This window comes from Kitasatospora sp. NPDC057738, from assembly GCF_042798815.1.
Classification (GTDB): domain Bacteria; phylum Actinomycetota; class Actinomycetes; order Streptomycetales; family Streptomycetaceae; genus Kitasatospora; species Kitasatospora lactacystinica.
In genome coordinates, this window is the sequence record NZ_JBHVJT010000067.1 from 38,722 (window position 1) to 55,651 (window position 16,930).

At 73.3% G+C, this 16,930-nt stretch carries 18 protein-coding genes; 11 read left to right on the forward strand and 7 right to left on the reverse strand.

Going from position 1 to position 16,930, the window contains the following annotated elements:
• Nucleotides 1-45 precede the first annotated feature (45 nt).
• Nucleotides 46-735 carry a hypothetical protein gene (locus tag ACFVGO_RS30000; RefSeq protein ID WP_359897041.1) on the forward strand — a complete coding sequence of 230 codons (690 nt, stop codon included), beginning with the start codon at nt 46-48 and terminating at the stop codon, nt 733-735.
• A 90-nt stretch (nt 736-825) separates the two neighbouring features.
• On the opposite strand, the gene erpA is transcribed toward ACFVGO_RS30000, so the two are convergent.
• Nucleotides 826-1,179, reverse strand: a complete 354-nt coding sequence (gene erpA, locus ACFVGO_RS30005) for an iron-sulfur cluster insertion protein ErpA (protein WP_359897039.1) — start codon at nt 1,177-1,179, stop codon at nt 826-828.
• 245 nt (nt 1,180-1,424) lie between these two features.
• On the opposite strand from erpA, the gene ACFVGO_RS30010 reads away from it, so the two are divergent.
• A complete protein-coding gene (locus ACFVGO_RS30010; RefSeq protein WP_359897037.1) occupies nt 1,425-2,285 on the forward strand; it encodes a GNAT family N-acetyltransferase in 861 nt (286 codons plus the stop codon).
• Between the two features lie 59 nt (nt 2,286-2,344).
• On the opposite strand, the gene ACFVGO_RS30015 is transcribed toward ACFVGO_RS30010, so the two are convergent.
• The 3 genes from ACFVGO_RS30015 to ACFVGO_RS30025 all read right to left on the reverse strand — a co-directional run bounded on the left by ACFVGO_RS30015 (nt 2,345) and on the right by ACFVGO_RS30025 (nt 5,479).
• A complete protein-coding gene (locus tag ACFVGO_RS30015; protein WP_380635133.1) occupies nt 2,345-3,712 on the reverse strand; it encodes a pyridoxal phosphate-dependent decarboxylase family protein in 1,368 nt (455 codons plus the stop codon).
• 241 nt (nt 3,713-3,953) lie between these two features.
• Nucleotides 3,954-4,418, reverse strand: coding sequence for an Lrp/AsnC family transcriptional regulator (locus tag ACFVGO_RS30020; RefSeq protein WP_359897033.1), 465 nt, complete (start codon nt 4,416-4,418; stop codon nt 3,954-3,956).
• A gap of 137 nt (nt 4,419-4,555) precedes the next feature.
• Nucleotides 4,556-5,479 carry an NADP-dependent oxidoreductase gene (locus ACFVGO_RS30025; RefSeq protein ID WP_359897031.1) on the reverse strand — a complete coding sequence of 308 codons (924 nt, stop codon included), beginning with the start codon at nt 5,477-5,479 and terminating at the stop codon, nt 4,556-4,558.
• Nucleotides 5,480-5,698: 219 nt separating this feature from the next.
• Between ACFVGO_RS30025 and nadA the strand changes: the two genes are divergently transcribed.
• A complete protein-coding gene (gene nadA, locus ACFVGO_RS30030; protein ID WP_380353208.1) occupies nt 5,699-6,883 on the forward strand; it encodes a quinolinate synthase NadA in 1,185 nt (394 codons plus the stop codon).
• An 82-nt stretch (nt 6,884-6,965) separates the two neighbouring features.
• On the opposite strand, the gene ACFVGO_RS30035 is transcribed toward nadA, so the two are convergent.
• Together ACFVGO_RS30035 and ACFVGO_RS30040 are read right to left on the reverse strand one after the other, a co-directional pair.
• A complete protein-coding gene (locus ACFVGO_RS30035; protein ID WP_359897028.1) occupies nt 6,966-7,259 on the reverse strand; it encodes a hypothetical protein in 294 nt (97 codons plus the stop codon).
• A 36-nt stretch (nt 7,260-7,295) separates the two neighbouring features.
• The gene (locus tag ACFVGO_RS30040; RefSeq protein WP_359897138.1) at nt 7,296-8,084 is read right to left on the reverse strand and encodes a PspA/IM30 family protein; all 789 of its coding nucleotides are present in this window, start codon (nt 8,082-8,084) and stop codon (nt 7,296-7,298) included.
• A 316-nt stretch (nt 8,085-8,400) separates the two neighbouring features.
• Between ACFVGO_RS30040 and ACFVGO_RS30045 the strand changes: the two genes are divergently transcribed.
• Nucleotides 8,401-9,000, forward strand: coding sequence for a DUF3043 domain-containing protein (locus tag ACFVGO_RS30045; RefSeq protein ID WP_359897026.1), 600 nt, complete (start codon nt 8,401-8,403; stop codon nt 8,998-9,000).
• Between the two features lie 158 nt (nt 9,001-9,158).
• Nucleotides 9,159-9,899, forward strand: coding sequence for a methyltransferase domain-containing protein (locus ACFVGO_RS30050; RefSeq protein WP_359897136.1), 741 nt, complete (start codon nt 9,159-9,161; stop codon nt 9,897-9,899).
• Nucleotides 9,900-9,981: 82 nt separating this feature from the next.
• On the opposite strand, the gene ACFVGO_RS30055 is transcribed toward ACFVGO_RS30050, so the two are convergent.
• Nucleotides 9,982-10,182, reverse strand: coding sequence for a hypothetical protein (locus ACFVGO_RS30055; RefSeq protein WP_359897024.1), 201 nt, complete (start codon nt 10,180-10,182; stop codon nt 9,982-9,984).
• 122 nt (nt 10,183-10,304) lie between these two features.
• Here ACFVGO_RS30055 and cobU point away from each other — a divergent pair, with 122 nt between their 5' ends.
• From cobU to ACFVGO_RS30085, 6 genes are all read left to right on the forward strand, one after another.
• Complete coding sequence (gene cobU / locus ACFVGO_RS30060; protein ID WP_380353207.1) at nt 10,305-10,892, forward strand: bifunctional adenosylcobinamide kinase/adenosylcobinamide-phosphate guanylyltransferase; 588 nt, start codon at nt 10,305-10,307, stop codon at nt 10,890-10,892.
• Nucleotides 10,893-10,920: 28 nt separating this feature from the next.
• Nucleotides 10,921-12,045: a nicotinate-nucleotide--dimethylbenzimidazole phosphoribosyltransferase gene (locus ACFVGO_RS30065; protein WP_359897022.1), complete on the forward strand. Its 1,125-nt coding sequence runs from the start codon at nt 10,921-10,923 to the stop codon at nt 12,043-12,045.
• An 86-nt stretch (nt 12,046-12,131) separates the two neighbouring features.
• Nucleotides 12,132-12,923, forward strand: coding sequence for an adenosylcobinamide-GDP ribazoletransferase (locus ACFVGO_RS30070; protein WP_380635140.1), 792 nt, complete (start codon nt 12,132-12,134; stop codon nt 12,921-12,923).
• Between the two features lie 258 nt (nt 12,924-13,181).
• Nucleotides 13,182-14,684, forward strand: coding sequence for a leucyl aminopeptidase (locus ACFVGO_RS30075; RefSeq protein ID WP_359897019.1), 1,503 nt, complete (start codon nt 13,182-13,184; stop codon nt 14,682-14,684).
• Nucleotides 14,685-15,113: 429 nt separating this feature from the next.
• The gene (lpdA, locus tag ACFVGO_RS30080; RefSeq protein WP_359897017.1) at nt 15,114-16,520 is read left to right on the forward strand and encodes a dihydrolipoyl dehydrogenase; all 1,407 of its coding nucleotides are present in this window, start codon (nt 15,114-15,116) and stop codon (nt 16,518-16,520) included.
• Nucleotides 16,521-16,600: 80 nt separating this feature from the next.
• Nucleotides 16,601-16,930: biotin/lipoyl-containing protein (locus ACFVGO_RS30085; protein WP_380635143.1), on the forward strand; the 330-nt coding region annotated here is incomplete at its 3' end.

Here is a 16,930-nt window from a genome sequence, read left to right on the forward strand (position 1 = left end):
AGCGGCGAGGAAGCGGCACCGCTGAACCCTCGGGAGGATGTGCAGATGGAACCGGAGACGATGCCCCGGCGCGGTCGGCGGGCGGTGGCCCTGGCGGGTCTGGCGCTGGCGGCGGTGATGACGGTGGCCGGCTGCGGCGGGGGCGGCAAGCCCGCCTCGGACGCCGCGGCGAGCGGCTCGGCCGCCGCGTCGGCCTCGGAGAGTGCCTCCCCGCAGGCCCCGACGGACTCCGCGAGCCCGTCCTCGGCGGCGCCGACCGGGAGTTCCTCCGGCGCCTCGCAGCCGGCCCGGCCGCCGGGCGGCTTCACGCCCACCCCGGCCTCGCCCGCGCCCGGGCAGCCGGCCCCCGGCACTCCCCCGGGCAACGGGATCGCGGTGGGCGAGCCGAACCCGAACGGTTCTGGCGCGCCCGTCCGTCCGCCGGTCGCCTACCGGGTGGACGGCACCACCAAGCTGACCGTCTACTTCTTCGGCGGGGTCTGCACCACGTACACGCTGAAGGCGGACGAGTCCCAGCCGGGCCGGGTGGACGTGCTGGTCGTGCCGGGCCCGCCCACCGTCCAGCCCGGGCAGGTGTGCAACGCGCTGGCCAAGCGGCAGTCGGTCTCGGCCGACCTGCGCTCGCCGCTGGCCGGGCGGACCGTCGTCGACCGGACCAGCGGCCAGGAGCTGCCGCTGGAGGGCGACCCGCACATGGGGCCGGACCCGGTGAGCCCGGACGTCGCCGGACGGTAGCCGTCCCCGCGGGCGCCGGGCGGCCCCGCGCGGGCGGGAAACGAGAAGGCGGCCCCGGGGTGATCCCCGGGGCCGCCTTCCGCAGCGGGCCTAGCTGAACGAGTCGCCGCAGGCGCAGGAGCCGGTGGCGTTCGGGTTGTCGATGGTGAAGCCCTGCTTCTCGATGGTGTCGACGAAGTCGACGGTGGCGCCGCCCAGGTACGGGGCGCTCATCCGGTCGGTGACGACCTTGACGCCGTCGAAGTCCTTGATCACGTCGCCGTCGAGCGAGCGCTCGTCGAAGAACAGCTGGTAACGCAGGCCGGAGCAGCCACCGGGCTGGACGGCGACGCGCAGCGCGAGGTCCTCGCGGCCCTCCTGCTCCAGCAGGGCCTTGACCTTGCCCGCGGCGGCATCGGTGAGGAGGATGCCACTCTCGACGGTGGTCTCGTCCTGGACGGTCATCTGCTTTCTCCCGGTCTTGACGACGGTCTGCCGCCAGTGCCAACCAACAGCCGTCCGGTTTCATTTCCCGGACGGCGATTGATTTCTGCGGCCTGTTCGCGACCGAATATCCGTGGGCCGGGTGTGCCACCCGCGTCCCCTACGCTCCCCATGCTCGCACACCCCCGCGGGACGGGTCACCGCGCGAGGTGCGGATCCGGGCGAACCGGCCCCGCGGCGGGCCGCCGGACGCCAGGATGGTTCCCATGATCCTTCGCCCGGTCAGGGACACCGCCGCGGACGCGGAGGCCGTCCAGGAGCTCGCCGACGCCGCGTTCGCCGACGCCTCCCCGGCCGCGGCGGCGCCGGGGCCGACGCCGCTGCGACTGGCCCGGACCAGACACCTGGCGCGCACCGATCCCGGCGGCTGCTGGCTGGCGGAGAGCGCCGGCGAGCCGGTCGGGGCGGTGCTGTCGATCCGCCGGGAGGGCCTGTGGGCGCCGTCGCTGTACGCCGTCCGGCCGTCCGCGCAGGGCAGGGGCGTCGGGCGGCTGCTGCTGGAACGGGCGGCGGCGCACTCCCGGGGCTGTCTGCGCGGGATGGTCTGCGCGGCGGACTCCCCGGCGGCGGCCCGCCGCTACCGGCTGGCCGGCTTCACCCTGCACCCGGCGATGCGGCTGGCCGGGCGGGTGGACCGGGAGGGGCTGCTCGACCCGGGGGACATCCCGGTGCACCGCGGCAACGCCACCCACCTGCACCTGCTGGACTCGGTGGACCGGCGGCTGCGCGGGTCCGCGCACGGGCCGGACCACGAGCTGATGCTGGGCCACTTCGAGGAGCTGCTGATCGCCGACGCGCTGGCCGGCAGCGGCTACTGCTACCGGGACGGCGGCGTGGTGCGGCTGCTCGCGGCCACCAGCAAGCGGATCGCCGCCCGGCTGCTGCGCGAGGCGCTGTCCCGGGTGCCGGAGGGGACCGAGGCGCGGGTGGAGCACCTGACCGCGGAGCAGGAGTGGGCGCTGGACGTCGGGCTGGAGGTCGGGCTGACGCCGCGGGCCGCAGGCTTCGTCGGGGTCCGCGGGATGCGGCCGCCGGCGCCGTACCTGCCGAGCGGGGCGTTCCTGTAGGGCGCGGGCACGCGTACGGCCCCGCCGGGACTGCCGACGGGGCCGTGACGGGAGCGGGCTCAGGCCATGGTGTCCAGGATCTCCCGGACCATCTCCATGGTGGTGCCCGGGTGCAGGAAGGCGAACCGGGCGACGGTCTCGCCGTCCCAGCCGGTGGGGGTGACGAAGCCGATCTGGTCCGCGAGCAGCTGCTGCGACCAGCGGTAGTAGTCGTCGTTGGTCCAGCCCTTGCGCTTGAAGCAGACCGCCGAGAGCTGCGGGTCGAACAGCAGTTCCAGGTGCTCGGTCTCGCGGATCAGCTGCGCGGTCTCGCGGGCCAGGGTGAGGCCGGCCTCGATGGCGTCGGTGTAGGCCTGGACGCCGTGCACGGCCAGCGAGAACCAGAGCGGCAGGCCGCGGGCGCGCCGGGTCAGGTGGTAGGCGTAGTCGGTGGGGTTCCACTCGTCGCCCTCGGTGTGCAGGACGTCCAGGTAGGAGGCGTCCTGGGTGTGCACGGCGCGGGCGAGCTGCGGGTTGCGGTAGATCAGCGCGGCGCAGTCGAAGGGGGCGAACAGCCACTTGTGCGGGTCGACCACGAAGGAGTCGGCGTGCTCGATGCCCTCGTAGCGCTCCCGCACCGAGGGGGCGAACAGGCCCGCGCCGCCGTAGGCGCCGTCCACGTGGAACCACAGGTCGCGCTCGCGGGCGACCTCGGCCAGGCCCTTGAGGTCGTCGACGATGCCCTCGTTGGTGGTGCCGGCGGTGCCGACGACGCCGATCACCGTCTCCGGGTTCGGGTCGGCGGCCAGGGCGGCGCGCAGCGCCTCGCCGGTGAACCTGCGGTCGACGGTCGGGACCTTGAAGGCCTCGACGCCGATGATGTTGAAGGTGTTCTTGACCGAGGAGTGCACCTGGTCGGCGACGGCTATCCGCAGCCGCGCCTCCGGTCCGACGCCCAGTCGGCGGCGGGCGGTGTCGCGGGCGACCACCAGGGCGGAGAGGTTGCCGGCCGAGCCGCCGGAGACGAAGGTGCCGCCGGCCGACTGGGGCAGGCCCGCGCGGTCGGCGATCAGGCGCAGCACCTGGTTCTCGGCGGCGATCGCGCCGGCCGCCTCCAGCCAGGAGATGCCCTGCAGGGAGGCGCAGGAGACGACCATGTCGAACAGCAGCGCGGCCTTGGTCGGGGCGCACGGGATGAAGGACAGGTAGCGCGGGCTGTCGGCGGAGATGACCGCCCGGGACAGCTCGTGGTCGTACAGCTTGAGCACGTCGACCGGGTTGTTGCCGTCCTGGTTCAGCAGGCCGGACAGCTGGGCGCGCAGGTGCTCGCCGTCCCCGGGGTGGTCGAGCGGGACGGGGTCGTACTGCAGCCGCTCCCGCATGTAGTCGAAAACCAGGTCGACCAGTTCGTTGTCGGGCCGGTGCATGCGGTCGGGTGCTGCGGACACGGCTGTCCCTCTCGGCGTGGGGTGTCGGGGGGCGTCCGACCGGCGGGACGCCTCACCGCGACGACCGGACGTGATCAGCGTAGGCAGCACGAGCGCCTCACCGCGCGTCGGAACGCGGCTGGTCAGGCAGGTTTCGGGCGTCTTCGGGCCGGTCCGCGCAGGATTCCTGCGTGGGGGCCGGGAAGGTCGCGTCCGGTGGGTCCCGGCGGGCCCGGCGACGGCCCGCGGGACACCGCCCGGGTCACCCGATGAGCTGGGAGAGGACCACCGAGGAGCGGCTGCGCTGGACTCCGGGCTCGCGCCGGATGCGCTCGATGACGGCCTCCAGGTGGCGCATGTCGGCGGCCCGCAGGTGCACCAGGGCGTCCGGGTCGCCGGTGACCGTCCAGGCGGCGATCACCTCGGGGAACTGCCGCAGGCTGGCGAGGATCTCCTCGGGGGCGGTGCGCTCGCGGCAGTAGACCTCGACGAAGGCCTCGGTCTGCCAGCCCAGCACGGACGGGTCGAGCACCACGGTGAAGCCCCGCACCACGCCGCGCGCCCGCAGCCGGTCGATCCGCCGGCGCACGGCGGTGGCGGAGAGGTTCACCTGCAGGCCGATCTCGGCGTACGAGGCACGGCCGTCGCTGCCGAGCCGGGCGAGCAGGAGCCGGTCGGTCTCGTCCAGGTCGGCCCCGACCACCTCGTGCGCTCGGCTGCTGGTCATGGGTGCGGGGCTCCACGGGTCGTACGGGGGTCGGTGGGGCGCTCCGGCGGCGGGCTGCCACTGCCGAAACGGTTCGTCACCATTCTGGCGGATGACCTGGACGAGTTCACCGCCGAAGGATGACGGGCCGGAGGCCGTCACGGAACGAGCAGCACGATCTTCCCCCGGGTGCGGCCCTCGGCGCTGAGCGCCTGGGCGGAGGCGGCCTGGGCCAGCGGGAAGGTCGAGGCGACGGTGACCGTCAGCCGGCCGTCGTCGGCGATCGCGGCCAGCTCGGCGAGGTCGCCGGCGTCCGGGCGGACCCAGACGTACCGGCCGCCGAGCGCCTTGACCCCGAAGTCGGTGGTCGAGGCGATCCGGCCCGGGTCGGCCACCAGGCCGGCCGAGACCTGGACGGCACCGTGGCCGACCAGGTCGAGGGCCGCGTCCACCCCGTCGGGGGCGAGCGCGCGGACCCGGTCGGCCAGGCCCTCGCCGTACACCACCGGCTCGGCGCCGAGGCCCCGCAGGAAGTCGTGGTTGCGCTCGGCCGCGGTGCCGATCACCCGGGCGCCGAAGGCCCGGGCCAGCTGCACCGCCAGGTGGCCCACCCCGCCCGCGGCGGCGTGCACCAGGACGGTCTCCCCCTCGGCGAGGCGCAGCGCCCGCAGGCCCTGCAGGGCGGTGAGCCCGGCCAGCGGCAGGCCGCCGGACTGCGCCCAGTCCAGCGCGGCCGGCTTGCGGGCCAGGGTGCGGACCGGGGCGGAGACCAGCTCGGCGTAGGTGCCGTGCTCGACGGCGTCCTTGCGGACGTAGCCGTAGACCTCGTCGCCCGGGGCGAACTCGGTGATCCCGCCGCCGACGGCGCGCACCACGCCGGCCAGGTCCCAGCCCATGACCAGCGGGAAGTGCGCGTCGAGGATGCCGTCCAGGGCGCCGTCCCGGACCTTCCAGTCCACCGGGTTCACCCCGGCCGCCCGGACCTCGACCAGGACGGAGTCGGGTCCGACCTTGGGGTCGGGCAGGTCGGTGTACTCGACCACCTCGGGGCCGCCGTAGCGGTTGATCGCGATTGCTTTCATGGCTCAGCCATACCCGTGGGCTTCGAAGTATCGATTCGGCCACGCCGGACTGCCCCGAATCGGCTATCGGGCTCCGCCGGGGGTCCGTTTCGGCGAGCGGTTCTCGTCACATCGACAGGATGGCCATCGTCACTCTGACGCTAAGCGGTTAGAATAGATAGCGTCAGTTAGACGAAAAGGCCCCACCGCTAGCTCGGCCGCACAGAAGGGCACCCGCCCGTGACCACCACCATCACCGAGACCCACGGCGTCGACCCCACTCCGACGCCGCTCGCTCTGCTGCTGCTCGGCCGCGAGGCCGATCCGAACAGCGAGCGCGGCGTCGAATGCCCCGGTGACCTCCCCCCGGCCTCCGACCCGAACCTCGTCGAGCGCGCCCGCGCGGCCAAGGCCGCGCTCGGCGACCGCGTCTTCATCCTCGGCCACCACTACCAGCGCGACGAGGTGATCGAGTTCGCCGACGTCACCGGCGACTCCTTCAAGCTCGCCCGCGACGCGGCGGCCCGCCCCGAGGCCGAGTACATCGTCTTCTGCGGCGTGCACTTCATGGCCGAGTCCGCGGACATCCTCACCAGCGAGCGGCAGCAGGTCGTCCTGCCGGACCTCGCGGCCGGCTGCTCGATGGCCGACATGGCCACCGCCGAGCAGGTCGCCGAGTGCTGGGACGTGCTGACCGACGCCGGCATAGCCGACGTCACCGTCCCGGTCTCGTACATGAACTCCTCCGCCGACATCAAGGCCTTCACCGGCCGGCACGGCGGCCTCATCTGCACCTCCTCCAACGCCAAGCGCGCCCTGGAGTGGGCCTTCGAGCAGGGCCAGAAGGTCCTGTTCCTGCCCGACCAGCACCTCGGCCGCAACACCGCGGTGCGGGACATGGGCTTCTCGCTGGACGACTGCGTCGTCTACAACCCGCACCGGCCGAACGGCGGCCTGACCGCCGAGCAGCTGCGGGACGCGAAGATGATCCTCTGGCGCGGCCACTGCTCGGTGCACGGCCGGTTCAGCCTGGACTCGGTGAACGACGTCCGCGAGCGGATCCCCGGCGTGAACGTCCTGGTGCACCCCGAGTGCAAGCACGAGGTCGTCGCGGCCGCCGACATGGTGGGCTCGACCGAGTACATCATCAAGGCGCTGGACGCCGCCGAGCCCGGCTCCAAGTGGGCCATCGGCACCGAGCTGAACCTCGTCCGCCGCCTGGCCAAGGCGCACCCGGACAAGGAGGTCGTCTTCCTGGACCGCGCGGTCTGCTTCTGCTCCACCATGAACCGGATCGACCTGCCGCACCTGGTGTGGGCACTGGAGTCGCTGGTCGAGGGCCGGGTGCCGAACGTGATCACCGTCGACCCGGAGACCGAGAAGCACGCCAAGGCGGCCCTGGACCGGATGCTGGCCCTGCCGTAGCCCGTCCCGCGGACAACGGCGAAGGGCGGGCCCCCTCCCACCGGAGGGGGCCCGCCCTTTCGTCTGGCAGCAGCCGCTGGCGCTACTCGGGGAAGCCCGGGATCACGCCCTCGCCGTCGGCCATCAGCAGCTCGCGGACCTCGTCGATCGTCGCGTCGGCGCTCGGCAGGATCAGCTCGGACGGCTCCAGCGAATCCAGCGGCACCGGGGTGCCGTACTGCTTCACCGCGTCGATGAGCTTGCCGTAGGCCTGGCGGAAGAGCGTCTCGTCCCCCGAATCCACCGCAGTGACGAGCTCGGCGTCGAGCTCGTTGAGCAGGCTCAGGTGGTCGTCGCCCACCTCGTACTGCCCCTCACCCATGACCCTCATGATCATGCCGTGCGTCTCCCTGGTTCGTGGGTCGAGCTCAGATCACTTGTTGTAATTGATGCGCGGGGTGTCCTGCTGCGGCTGCGGCTGGGCGTCCTGCTTGCCCTGCTCGATCGCGGCGGGGCCGGTCGAGGAGGGGCCGGACAGCTCGGCCTTCATCCGGGCCAGCTCCAGCTCGACGTCGGAACCGCCGGCCACCCGCTCCAGCTCGGCCTCGATGTCGTCCTTGCGGCCGAGACCGCTCGCGTCGTCGAGCGCGCCCGAGGCGAGCAGCTCGTCGATCGCACCGGCCCGGGCCTGCATCTGGGCCGTCTTGTCCTCGGCACGCTGGATCGCCAGGCCGACGTCGCCCATCTCCTCCGAGATCCCGGAGAAGGACTCGGCGATGCGGGTCTGCGCCTGGGCGGCCGTGTACGTCGCCTTGATGGTCTCCTTCTTGGTGCGGAAGGCGTCCACCTTGGCCTGAAGTCGCTGGGAGGCGAGCGTGAGCTTCTCCTCCTCGGCCTGGAGCTGCTGGTACTGCGTCTCCAGGTCGGTGATCTGCGACTGCATGCTGGCCTTGCGGGTCAGCGCCTCGCGGGCGAGGTCCTCGCGGCCGAGCGACAGCGCCTTGCGGCCCTGGTCCTCGTACTTGGCGGACTGCTGCTGCAGCTGCGTCAGCTGGAGTTCGAGCCGCTTGCGCGAGGTCGCGACGTCCGCGACACCACGCCGTACCTTCTGCAGCAGTTCGAGCTGCTTCTGGTAGGAGTAGTCGAGCGTCTCACGGGGATCCTCCGCCCGATCCAAGGCCTTGTTCGCCTTGGAGCGGAAGATCAACCCCATACGCTTCATGATTCCGTCGCTCATGGGCCTCGGGTGCCCCCTTCTCCGGCCTGCGGTCTTTATCTCGTTACCAGACACGACGAGTGTATGTGCAGCGAGCCCGTCGCCGCAGTGCACCTGCCTGCAACAAGACTGCTACAGGGACCAGTGACGTTTCCTCCTCCCCCGGGTGGATCCGCCCCTCATACCCCCCATCGTCCATCCGACTGATCCCCTACGGGAAGGCCCCGGGAAACCCGCTTCGGACGGCGACCTGGCGGTACCGATATGCGTTTGGGTCCGAGGGCACCCGTGGAAGCCGCGTCGCACCCCGTACGCTGGTGGTGTGTTCCGACGCCGTTCAGATGATGCCGCCGCCTCCGCCACCGTGCTGGAGAAGCAGGACGAGACGACCCAGGCCCGCGATCCGCAGGCCAAGAAGGGCCGCCCCACCCCCAAGCGCAGTGAGGCCGAGGCCAACCGGCGTACCCGGGTGACCGTGCCCAAGGACCGCAAGGAGGCCGCCCGTCAAGGGCGCGAGCGGATGCGCACCGAGCGCGAGAAGCAGCGCCAGGCCCTGATGAACGGCGACGAGCGCCACCTGCCGGCCCGTGACAAGGGCCCGGTGCGCAAGTTCGCCCGCGACTACGTGGACTCCCGCTGGTCGCTCGCCGAGTTCTTCCTGCCGGCGGCCGTGGTCATCCTGGTGCTCAGCATCGTCAAGGTGCCGACGCTCCAGTTGCTCTCCACCCTGCTGTTCCTGCTGTTCTTCGTGCTCGTGATCCTGGACTTCGTCCGCCTCGGCTTCGGCCTGCGCAAGCAGCTCGCCGAGCGCTTCGCCGGGCAGAACACCCGCGGCGCCGTCGCGTACGGCATCATGCGCACCCTCCAGATGCGCCGGCTGCGCCTGCCCAAGCCGCAGGTGCGGCGCGGGGAGAAGCCCTGACCGCCGAACCGGTCGACTCCGGCTGGGCCCCCCCGTCCTGGGAGGGGCCCGGCCTCTACGCGCTTCCGGGGCAGGGGGACGGCGGCCACGACCGTCTCGCCCAGGAGCGCAGGCTGCCCTCGCGCAGCGGGTCCTTCGCGGGCGGCACCGGCGCCTGGCTGGACCGGCTCGGCGGGCTGCGCAACTTCGTCCGCCAGGAGCTCGTCGCCCGCCAGCTCGCCGAGCAGCTCGCCGGGCGCAGCGCGCAGCGGGTGCTCGACATCGGCTGCGGCCAGGGCACCCAGGCCCTGCGGCTGGCCCGGGCCGGCCACTACGTCACCGGGATCGACTCGGACCCGGTCGCGCTCGGCGTCGCCCAGGGGGCGCTCGCCGAGGAGCCGCCGGAGGTCCGCGGCCGGATGCAGCTGCTCAGCGGCGACGGCCACCAGTGCGGGCGCTGGTTCGGCCCGCGCAGCTTCGACGTGGTGCTCTGCCACGGCGTGCTGATGTACCTGCCCGACCCCGATCCGATGATCGCCTCGCTGGCCCGGCTGCTGGCCCCCGGCGGATTGCTCTCGCTGCTGGTCCGCAACCGCGACGCGCTCGCCCTGCGGCCGGCCGCCGCCGGGGACTGGCGGGCCGCCCTGCACGCCTTCGAGAGCGACCGGTACTACAACCGGCTCGGGCTGGCCGCGCGGGCCGACCGGCTCGGCGACCTCACCGTCACCCTCTCCGAGGTGTCGGTGCCGCTGCGGCACTGGTACGGCGTGCGGGTCTTCACCGACAACGCCCCGGACGACGCGGCCCCGCCGGTGGACGGGCGGCAGCTGGCCCAGCTCCTGGAAGCCGAGTACCGGGCCGGCCGCACCGACCCGTACCGGCAGGTCGCCGCGCTCCTGCACGTGATCGGGGCGAAGTAGCCCGGGGCTGGGCCGATCCGGGCGAAGCCGGAGCGGATCCGGGGCGGAGCAGCCGCCGGGCGACCGCCCCACCCCGTCGGGCCTACTCCTCGCGCAGGCTCATCGCATAGACGACGCGGTCGTCGTCCAGCAGCACCGCGGTGTCCACACCGTCCTCCGCGAGCTGCTTCCAGGTCTCCCCGATCCAGGTCTCGGCGTCTCCCTGGCCCGCGAACTCCTCCTGGCCGCCGCCGGGCGTCACCGCGCTGCCGTCCGCCTTCTCGTACCGCCACGTCCAGACCATGCCGGCTCCTCCCACTGACCACGCTGCCTGTGTTGCTGCGCACCATAGCCTGCCCGGCCCGATCTTCCGTATGCCTGGTCCGGCGGCCCGGTCCGGCGGCCCGGTCCGGCAGGATGGGCGGCATGGCGACCCCCTCCGAGCCCACCCGTCCCCCGCTGCCCCGCACCCTGCTGCTCGGCGGCGCCCGCTCCGGCAAGTCCACCCGCGCCGAACAGCTGCTCGCCGACCACCCGGACGTCCTGTACGTGGCCACCGGCGGCACCCGGGACGGCGACGCCGAGTGGGCCCAGCGGGTCGCGCTGCACCGGGAGCGCCGCCCGTCGAGCTGGCGCACCGCCGAGACCTGCGACCTGGAGACCGTGCTGGCCGACCCCACCGACCCGGCCCCGGTGCTGGTCGACTGCCTGGCGCTGTGGCTGACCTCCGTCATGGACGAGTGCGACGCCTGGGACGACGAGGTCTGGGCGGACCGGGGCGAAAGCGCGGTCCAGCGCCGCTGCGAGGCGCTGGCACGCGCCTGGGCGGCCACCGGGCGCACGGTCGTCGCGGTGAGCAACGAGGTCGGCATGGGCGTCGTCCCCGCCACCGCCGCGGGCCGCCGCTTCCGCGACACCCTGGGCCGGCTCAACATGGCCGTGGCGGACGCCTCGGAGCGGGTCCTGCTGGTCGTGGCCGGGCAGGTGCTGACCGTCAAGCCAGCCGCAGGCTGAACACCTTCGGCGTGTAGCCTTCCGGACGATGGACACGACCGTGGATCTCGATACGTTCTCCTCTCTCGTCGAGCGCCCCGACGAGAGCGCCCGGCGGGCCGCCGACGAGCGCTGGCAGGCGGCCGACCGCCCGCGCGGCGGGCTCGGCAAGCTGGAGGAGCTGGGCAGTTGGCTGGCCTCCGTGCAGGGGCGCTCCCCGGTGCGGCCGATCTCCGCTCCCAAGGTGCTGCTGTTCGCCGCCGACCACGGCGTCGCGGCGCTCGGGGTGTCCCGGATGCCGGCCGAGGGCGGCACCGCGGCCCGGGTGCGGGCCGTGCTCGACGGCAGCGCGCCGGTGTCCCGGCTGGCCGCGCGCTACGGCGCCCGGGTGCGGGTCGTCGACGTCGCGGTGGACGCCGACCCGGCCGACTTCCCGGACGAGGTGGTCACCCACCGGATCCGGCGCGGCTCCGGGCGGATCGACGTCGAGGACGCGCTCACCGCGCAGGAGACCGTCCGGGCGTTCCGGGCCGGCATGGCCGTCGCCGACGAGGAGGCCGAGGCCGGCACCGACCTGGTGCTGCTCGGCGACCTCGGGGTCGGCGCCACCACGGTGGCCGGCGTGCTGGTCGGCGCGCTCTGCGGGACGGACGCGGCGGCGGTGACCGGGCGCGGCTCCGGGATCGACGACCGGGTGTGGATGGTCAAGTGCGCCACGATCCGGGACTCGCTGCGGCGGGCCCGGCCGGTGCTCGGCGACCAGCTCGCGCTGCTCGGCGCCACCGGCGGGGCCGACTTCGCGGCGATCACCGGCTTCCTGCTCCAGGCGGCCGTGCGGCGGCTGCCGGTGGTGCTGGACGGTGTGGTCTCGGCGGCCTGTGCGCTGGTCGCGCAGCGGATCGCCTTCCGGGCACCCGAGTGGTGGCGGGCCGGGCAGTCCAGCGGCGAGCCGGCCCAGGCGAAGGCGTACGACCGGCTGACCCTGACGCCGTTGCAGGACCAGGGCATCACCATGGGCGAGGGCTTCGGCGCGCTGCTGGCGCTGCCCCTGCTCCAGGCCGCGGGGGACGTGCTCGCGGACGAGGCTCCGAAGCCGTTCGTGCCGATGGCGCCGAGCGCGCCGAAGGAGCAGCCGAGGCTGCCCTCGGCGGCGGACCTGCTGCGGAAGCTGTAGCGAACCGGCCCGCGCCCCCGGCCGACGGCACGACAACCCGGGAACGCCCCTGCCAGGGGCGTTCCCGCCGTGAGAGGAACGTGTTCATGGCCAGCGGCACCGATCGGGCCACCTGGGCCGACGGCCTGCGGTTCGGGTTCGGGACGCTGTCCTTACTGCGGGTGCGGGTGGAACGGTGGGACCGGGCGGCGGCGGCCCGGGCGATGCTGACGGCTCCGCTGGTCGGGCTGGTGCTGGGCGCACTGGCCGCCACGGCCGGGGCCCTGGTGGCCTGGCGGGCGGGCGGGCCGCTCGGCGCGGTGACCGCGGTGGGGGTGCTCGCCGGGCTGACCCGGGGACTCCACCTGGACGGCCTGGCGGACGTCGCCGACGGACTCGGCAGCGGCAAGCCGGCCGAGGACGCGCTGCGCATCATGAAGCAGTCCGACATCGGTCCGTTCGGCGTGCTGACCCTGGTGCTCGTCCTGCTCGCCCAGGTGGCCGCGCTGGCCGGACAGTTCGCCCACTCCCCGCTGCGCGGCGCGCTCGCGGTGCTCGCCTCGGCGACGGCCGCGCGGTGCGCGCTCGCCTGGGGCTGCCTGCGGTCGGTGCCGGCCGCCCGGCCGGGCGGGCTGGGGGCGATGGTGGCGGGCACCGTGGCGCCCGTCGGAGCCGCCGCCGCGACGGCCGTCGCGGCGCTCGCCCTGGCCGCGGCGGGACTGTCCGACGGATGGTCAGCCCTCCGTCTCCCGTTGGCCGTTGTGCTCGGCACGGGCTGCGCCCGACTGCTGCTCGGACGGTGTGTGCGCAGGTTCGGCGGGATCACCGGTGACGTGCTCGGCGCGATGGCCGAAACCGCCGCGACCGCCTCGCTGTTCGCCCTGGCGTTGCTCGGCTGATACCGGGCGGCGCGTGATCCCAGCATGCGGACTACCATGCGTGGAGCACCGCAGCCCTGCACCGTGGCAGGTCCTGCCCGCCCGGCGCGCACCGAGGAGCCGGGGCCTCTGGTGTGCGCGGCCGCCTCGGACGGACGCGCGCGCCAGGGGGCCCGGACCCCGGAGGCCCGCCGGCGGACGGCCTGCGACGGCGGGCTGCGCCGGTGCGGCAGCCTCGCCGTGGCCGGCCGTGGACCGCGAAAGAACAGGACGCATTACGTGACTGCATTGTCTGTGAGCACCTCCTCCGCCGCCTCGCTGCGCGCGGACGCCCTGGTGATCGGTGTCGCGAAGGGCCCGAAGGGCATCGTGCTGGCCCCCGGCGCCGAGGCCGTCAACGAGGCGTTCGAGGGCAAGCTGACCGAGGTCCTCAGCACCCTGGGCGCGACCGGCGCCGAGGGCGAGGCCGTCAAGGTCCCCTCCCCCGCCGGCCTGAAGGCCGCGCTCGTGCTCGCGGTCGGCCTGGGCGAGGCCGCCGAGGACGGCTACCAGCTGGAGGCGCTGCGCCGCGCCGCCGGTGTCGCCGCCCGTACGCTGGCCGGCGCCAAGAAGGCCGCGCTGGCCCTGCCCGCCGAGTCCGCCGCCGACATCGAGGCGGTCGCGCTGGGCGGCCTGCTCGGCTCGTACGCCTTCGGCACGTACAAGGCCAACGGCAACGGCAAGGAGCCGGTCGGCGAGCTGGTCCTGCTGGCCGCCCGCAAGGGCAGCAAGGACGCCAAGGCCGCCGTGGAGCGCGCCGCCGCGGTCGGCGAGGAGATGAACCGGGCCCGCGACCTGGTCAACACCGCGCCGAACGACCTGAACCCGAAGAGCTTCGCCGCGATCGCCCAGGCGGCCGGCAAGGAGCACGGCCTCAAGGTCGAGGTGCTGGACGAGAAGGCGCTGACCAAGGGCGGCTTCGGCGGCCTGCTGGGCGTCGGCGTCGGCTCCGAGAACCCGCCCCGCCTGGTGAAGGTGGCCTACACCCACCCGAAGGCCAAGGCCACCCTGGCGTTCGTCGGCAAGGGCATCACCTACGACTCGGGCGGCATCTCGCTGAAGCCGGCCGGCCACAACGAGACCATGAAGTGCGACATGGCCGGCGCCGCCGCCGTGTTCGCCGCCGTGGTGGCCGCCAAGCGCCTGGGCCTGGCCGTCAACGTGACGGGCTGGCTGGCGCTGGCCGAGAACATGCCGTCCGGCTCCGCCACCCGCCCGGGTGACGTGCTGAAGATGTACGGCGGCAAGACCGTCGAGGTCCTGAACACGGACGCCGAGGGCCGCCTGGTGCTGGCCGACGCGATCGTGCGGGCCGGCGAGGAGAACCCGGACGTCATCGTCGACGTGGCCACCCTGACCGGCGCCATGGTGCTGGCCCTGGGCAACCGCACCTTCGGCGTGATGGCCAACGGCGACGAGCTGCGCGAGGAGCTGCACGTCCTGGCCGGCGAGGCGGGCGAGCAGTCCTGGCCGATGCCGCTGCCGGCGGACCTGCGCAAGGGCTTCACCGAGTCGACCATCGCCGACCTGGCCAACATGGGCGAGCGGATGGGCGGCGGCCTGGTGGCCGGCCTGTTCCTGAAGGAGTTCGTGGCCGAGGGCATCGACTGGGCGCACCTGGACATCGCCGGTCCGGCGTTCCACGAGGGCGCGCCGTACGGCTACACCCCGAAGGGCGGCACCGCGAGCGCGGTGCGCACCCTGGTCCGCTTCGCCGAACAGAGGGCGAACGGCAAGGCCTGATCCAGGCATGCCCTGAACCAGGCACCCCCCGGACCCGGGGCGCCCCCTGGTCCAGGACCCGCTGCGACGGGGCCCGGCGCGTGTGCGCCGGGCCCCGCCGTCGTTCCGGCCCGGTTACCTGCGAGTAGGACCGGTGGCCGTGGCGCACCTCTGTTCGCTGCGGGCGAAACTTTGTTCCGCAGTACGGAAGAAGCTGTGGCGGGCAACGCGGAAGACGCCCGTCCGGCGGCTGTCAACACCGCGCTGAGCTGCGATGATGCCCTTCCGTCGGGGGTGTTCGCGCCCCGGTGACCGCTCCGCGGGACACCCCTGGGGCAGACCCGGACATCAGCCACCGTGAACAAGTGCGAAGATGTATTTCCGGCACGACTGGGCGCCCCACAAAGGCTTCCGACCCACCGGACCGCGACCGGCCCGGCGACCCACCCCATGCATGGAGGACGTGACGTGGCGAACGACGCCAGCACCGTTTTCGACGTTGTCATTCTCGGAGGCGGAAGCGGCGGTTACGCCGCGGCGCTCCGCGCCGCTCAGCTGGGCCTGAGCGTCGCCCTGGTCGAGAAGGGTGAGCTGGGCGGCACCTGCCTGCACCGCGGCTGCATCCCGACCAAGGCGCTCCTGCACGCCGCGGAGATCGCGGACGAGACGAAGGAGGCCGCCGAGTTCGGCGTTCTGGCCACCTTCCAGGGCATCGACATCAACGGCGTCCACAAGTACAAGGACGACGTCATCGCCGGCCTGTACAAGGGCCTCCAGGGCCTGGTGGCCTCCCGCAAGGTCACCTTCATCCAGGGCGAGGGCAAGCTCTCCTCGCAGACCTCGGTGGACGTCAACGGCCAGCGCATCGAGGGCCGCCACATCGTCCTGGCCACCGGCTCCGTGCCGCGCTCGATCCCGGGCCTGGAGATCGACGGCAACCGCGTGATCTCCTCCGACCACGCCCTGAAGCTCGGCTTCATCCCGAAGTCGGCCGTCATCCTCGGCGGCGGCGTCATCGGCGTCGAGTTCGCCTCGGTCTGGAAGTCCTTCGGCGTCGAGGTCACCATCGTCGAGGCGCTGCCGCACCTCGTCCCGCTGGAGGACGAGAACTCCTCCAAGCTGCTGGAGCGCGCGTTCCGCAAGCGCGGCATCAAGTTCGAGCTGAAGGCCCGCTTCTCGGGCGTCGAGTACACCGAGACCGGTGTCCGCGTCTCCACCGAGAACGGCAAGCAGATCGACGCCGACCTGCTGCTCGTCGCCATCGGCCGCGGCCCGGTCTCCTCCGGCCTCGGCTACGAGGAGAACGGCGTCGCGATGGACCGCGGCTACGTCCTGGTCGACGAGTACATGCGCACCAACGTGCCCACCATCTCCGCCGTCGGCGACCTCGCCCCGACCCTCCAGCTGGCCCACGTCGGCTTCGCCGAGGGCATCCTGGTCGCCGAGCGCCTGGCCGGCCTCAAGCCGGTGCCGATCGACTACGACGGCGTTCCGCGCGTGACCTACTCCAACCCCGAGGTGGCCTCCGTCGGCATCTCCGAGGCCAAGGCCGTCGAGCTGTACGGCAAGGAGAAGGTCGTCACCCTGAAGTACAACCTGGCCGGCAACGGCAAGAGCAAGATCCTGAAGACCGCCGGCGAGATCAAGCTCGTCCAGGTCAAGGACGGCGCCGTGGTCGGCGTCCACATGGTCGGCGCCCGCATGGGCGAGCAGGTCGGAGAGGCCCAGCTGATCTACAACTGGGAGGCCCTCCCGGCCGAGGTCGCGCAGCTCATCCACGCGCACCCGACCCAGTCCGAGGCCCTGGGCGAGGCGCACCTGGCGCTGGCCGGCAAGCCGCTGCACGCGCACGACTGATCACGCCCCACCCCCTTTCCCGGTACTTCCCGTACGCAAGTACTTCCCGTACGCAAGACTTGATAGGAGTCGCTGAAACCATGGCGGTCTCAGTAACACTGCCCGCGCTGGGCGAGAGCGTTTCCGAGGGCACCGTCACCCGCTGGCTGAAGGCCGAGGGTGAGCGTGTCGAGGTCGACGAGCCGCTGCTGGAGGTGTCGACCGACAAGGTCGACACCGAGATCCCGGCCCCGGCCTCCGGCATCCTGGCCTCGATCAAGGTCGCCGAGGACGAGACCGTCGAGGTGGGCGCCGAGCTGGCGATCATCGACGACGGCTCGGGCGCCCCGGTCGCCGCCGCGGCCCCCGCCGTCGAGGCCGCGCCCGTCGCCGCCCCGGCCCCGGTCGCCGCCGCGCCGGCCGCCGACGCC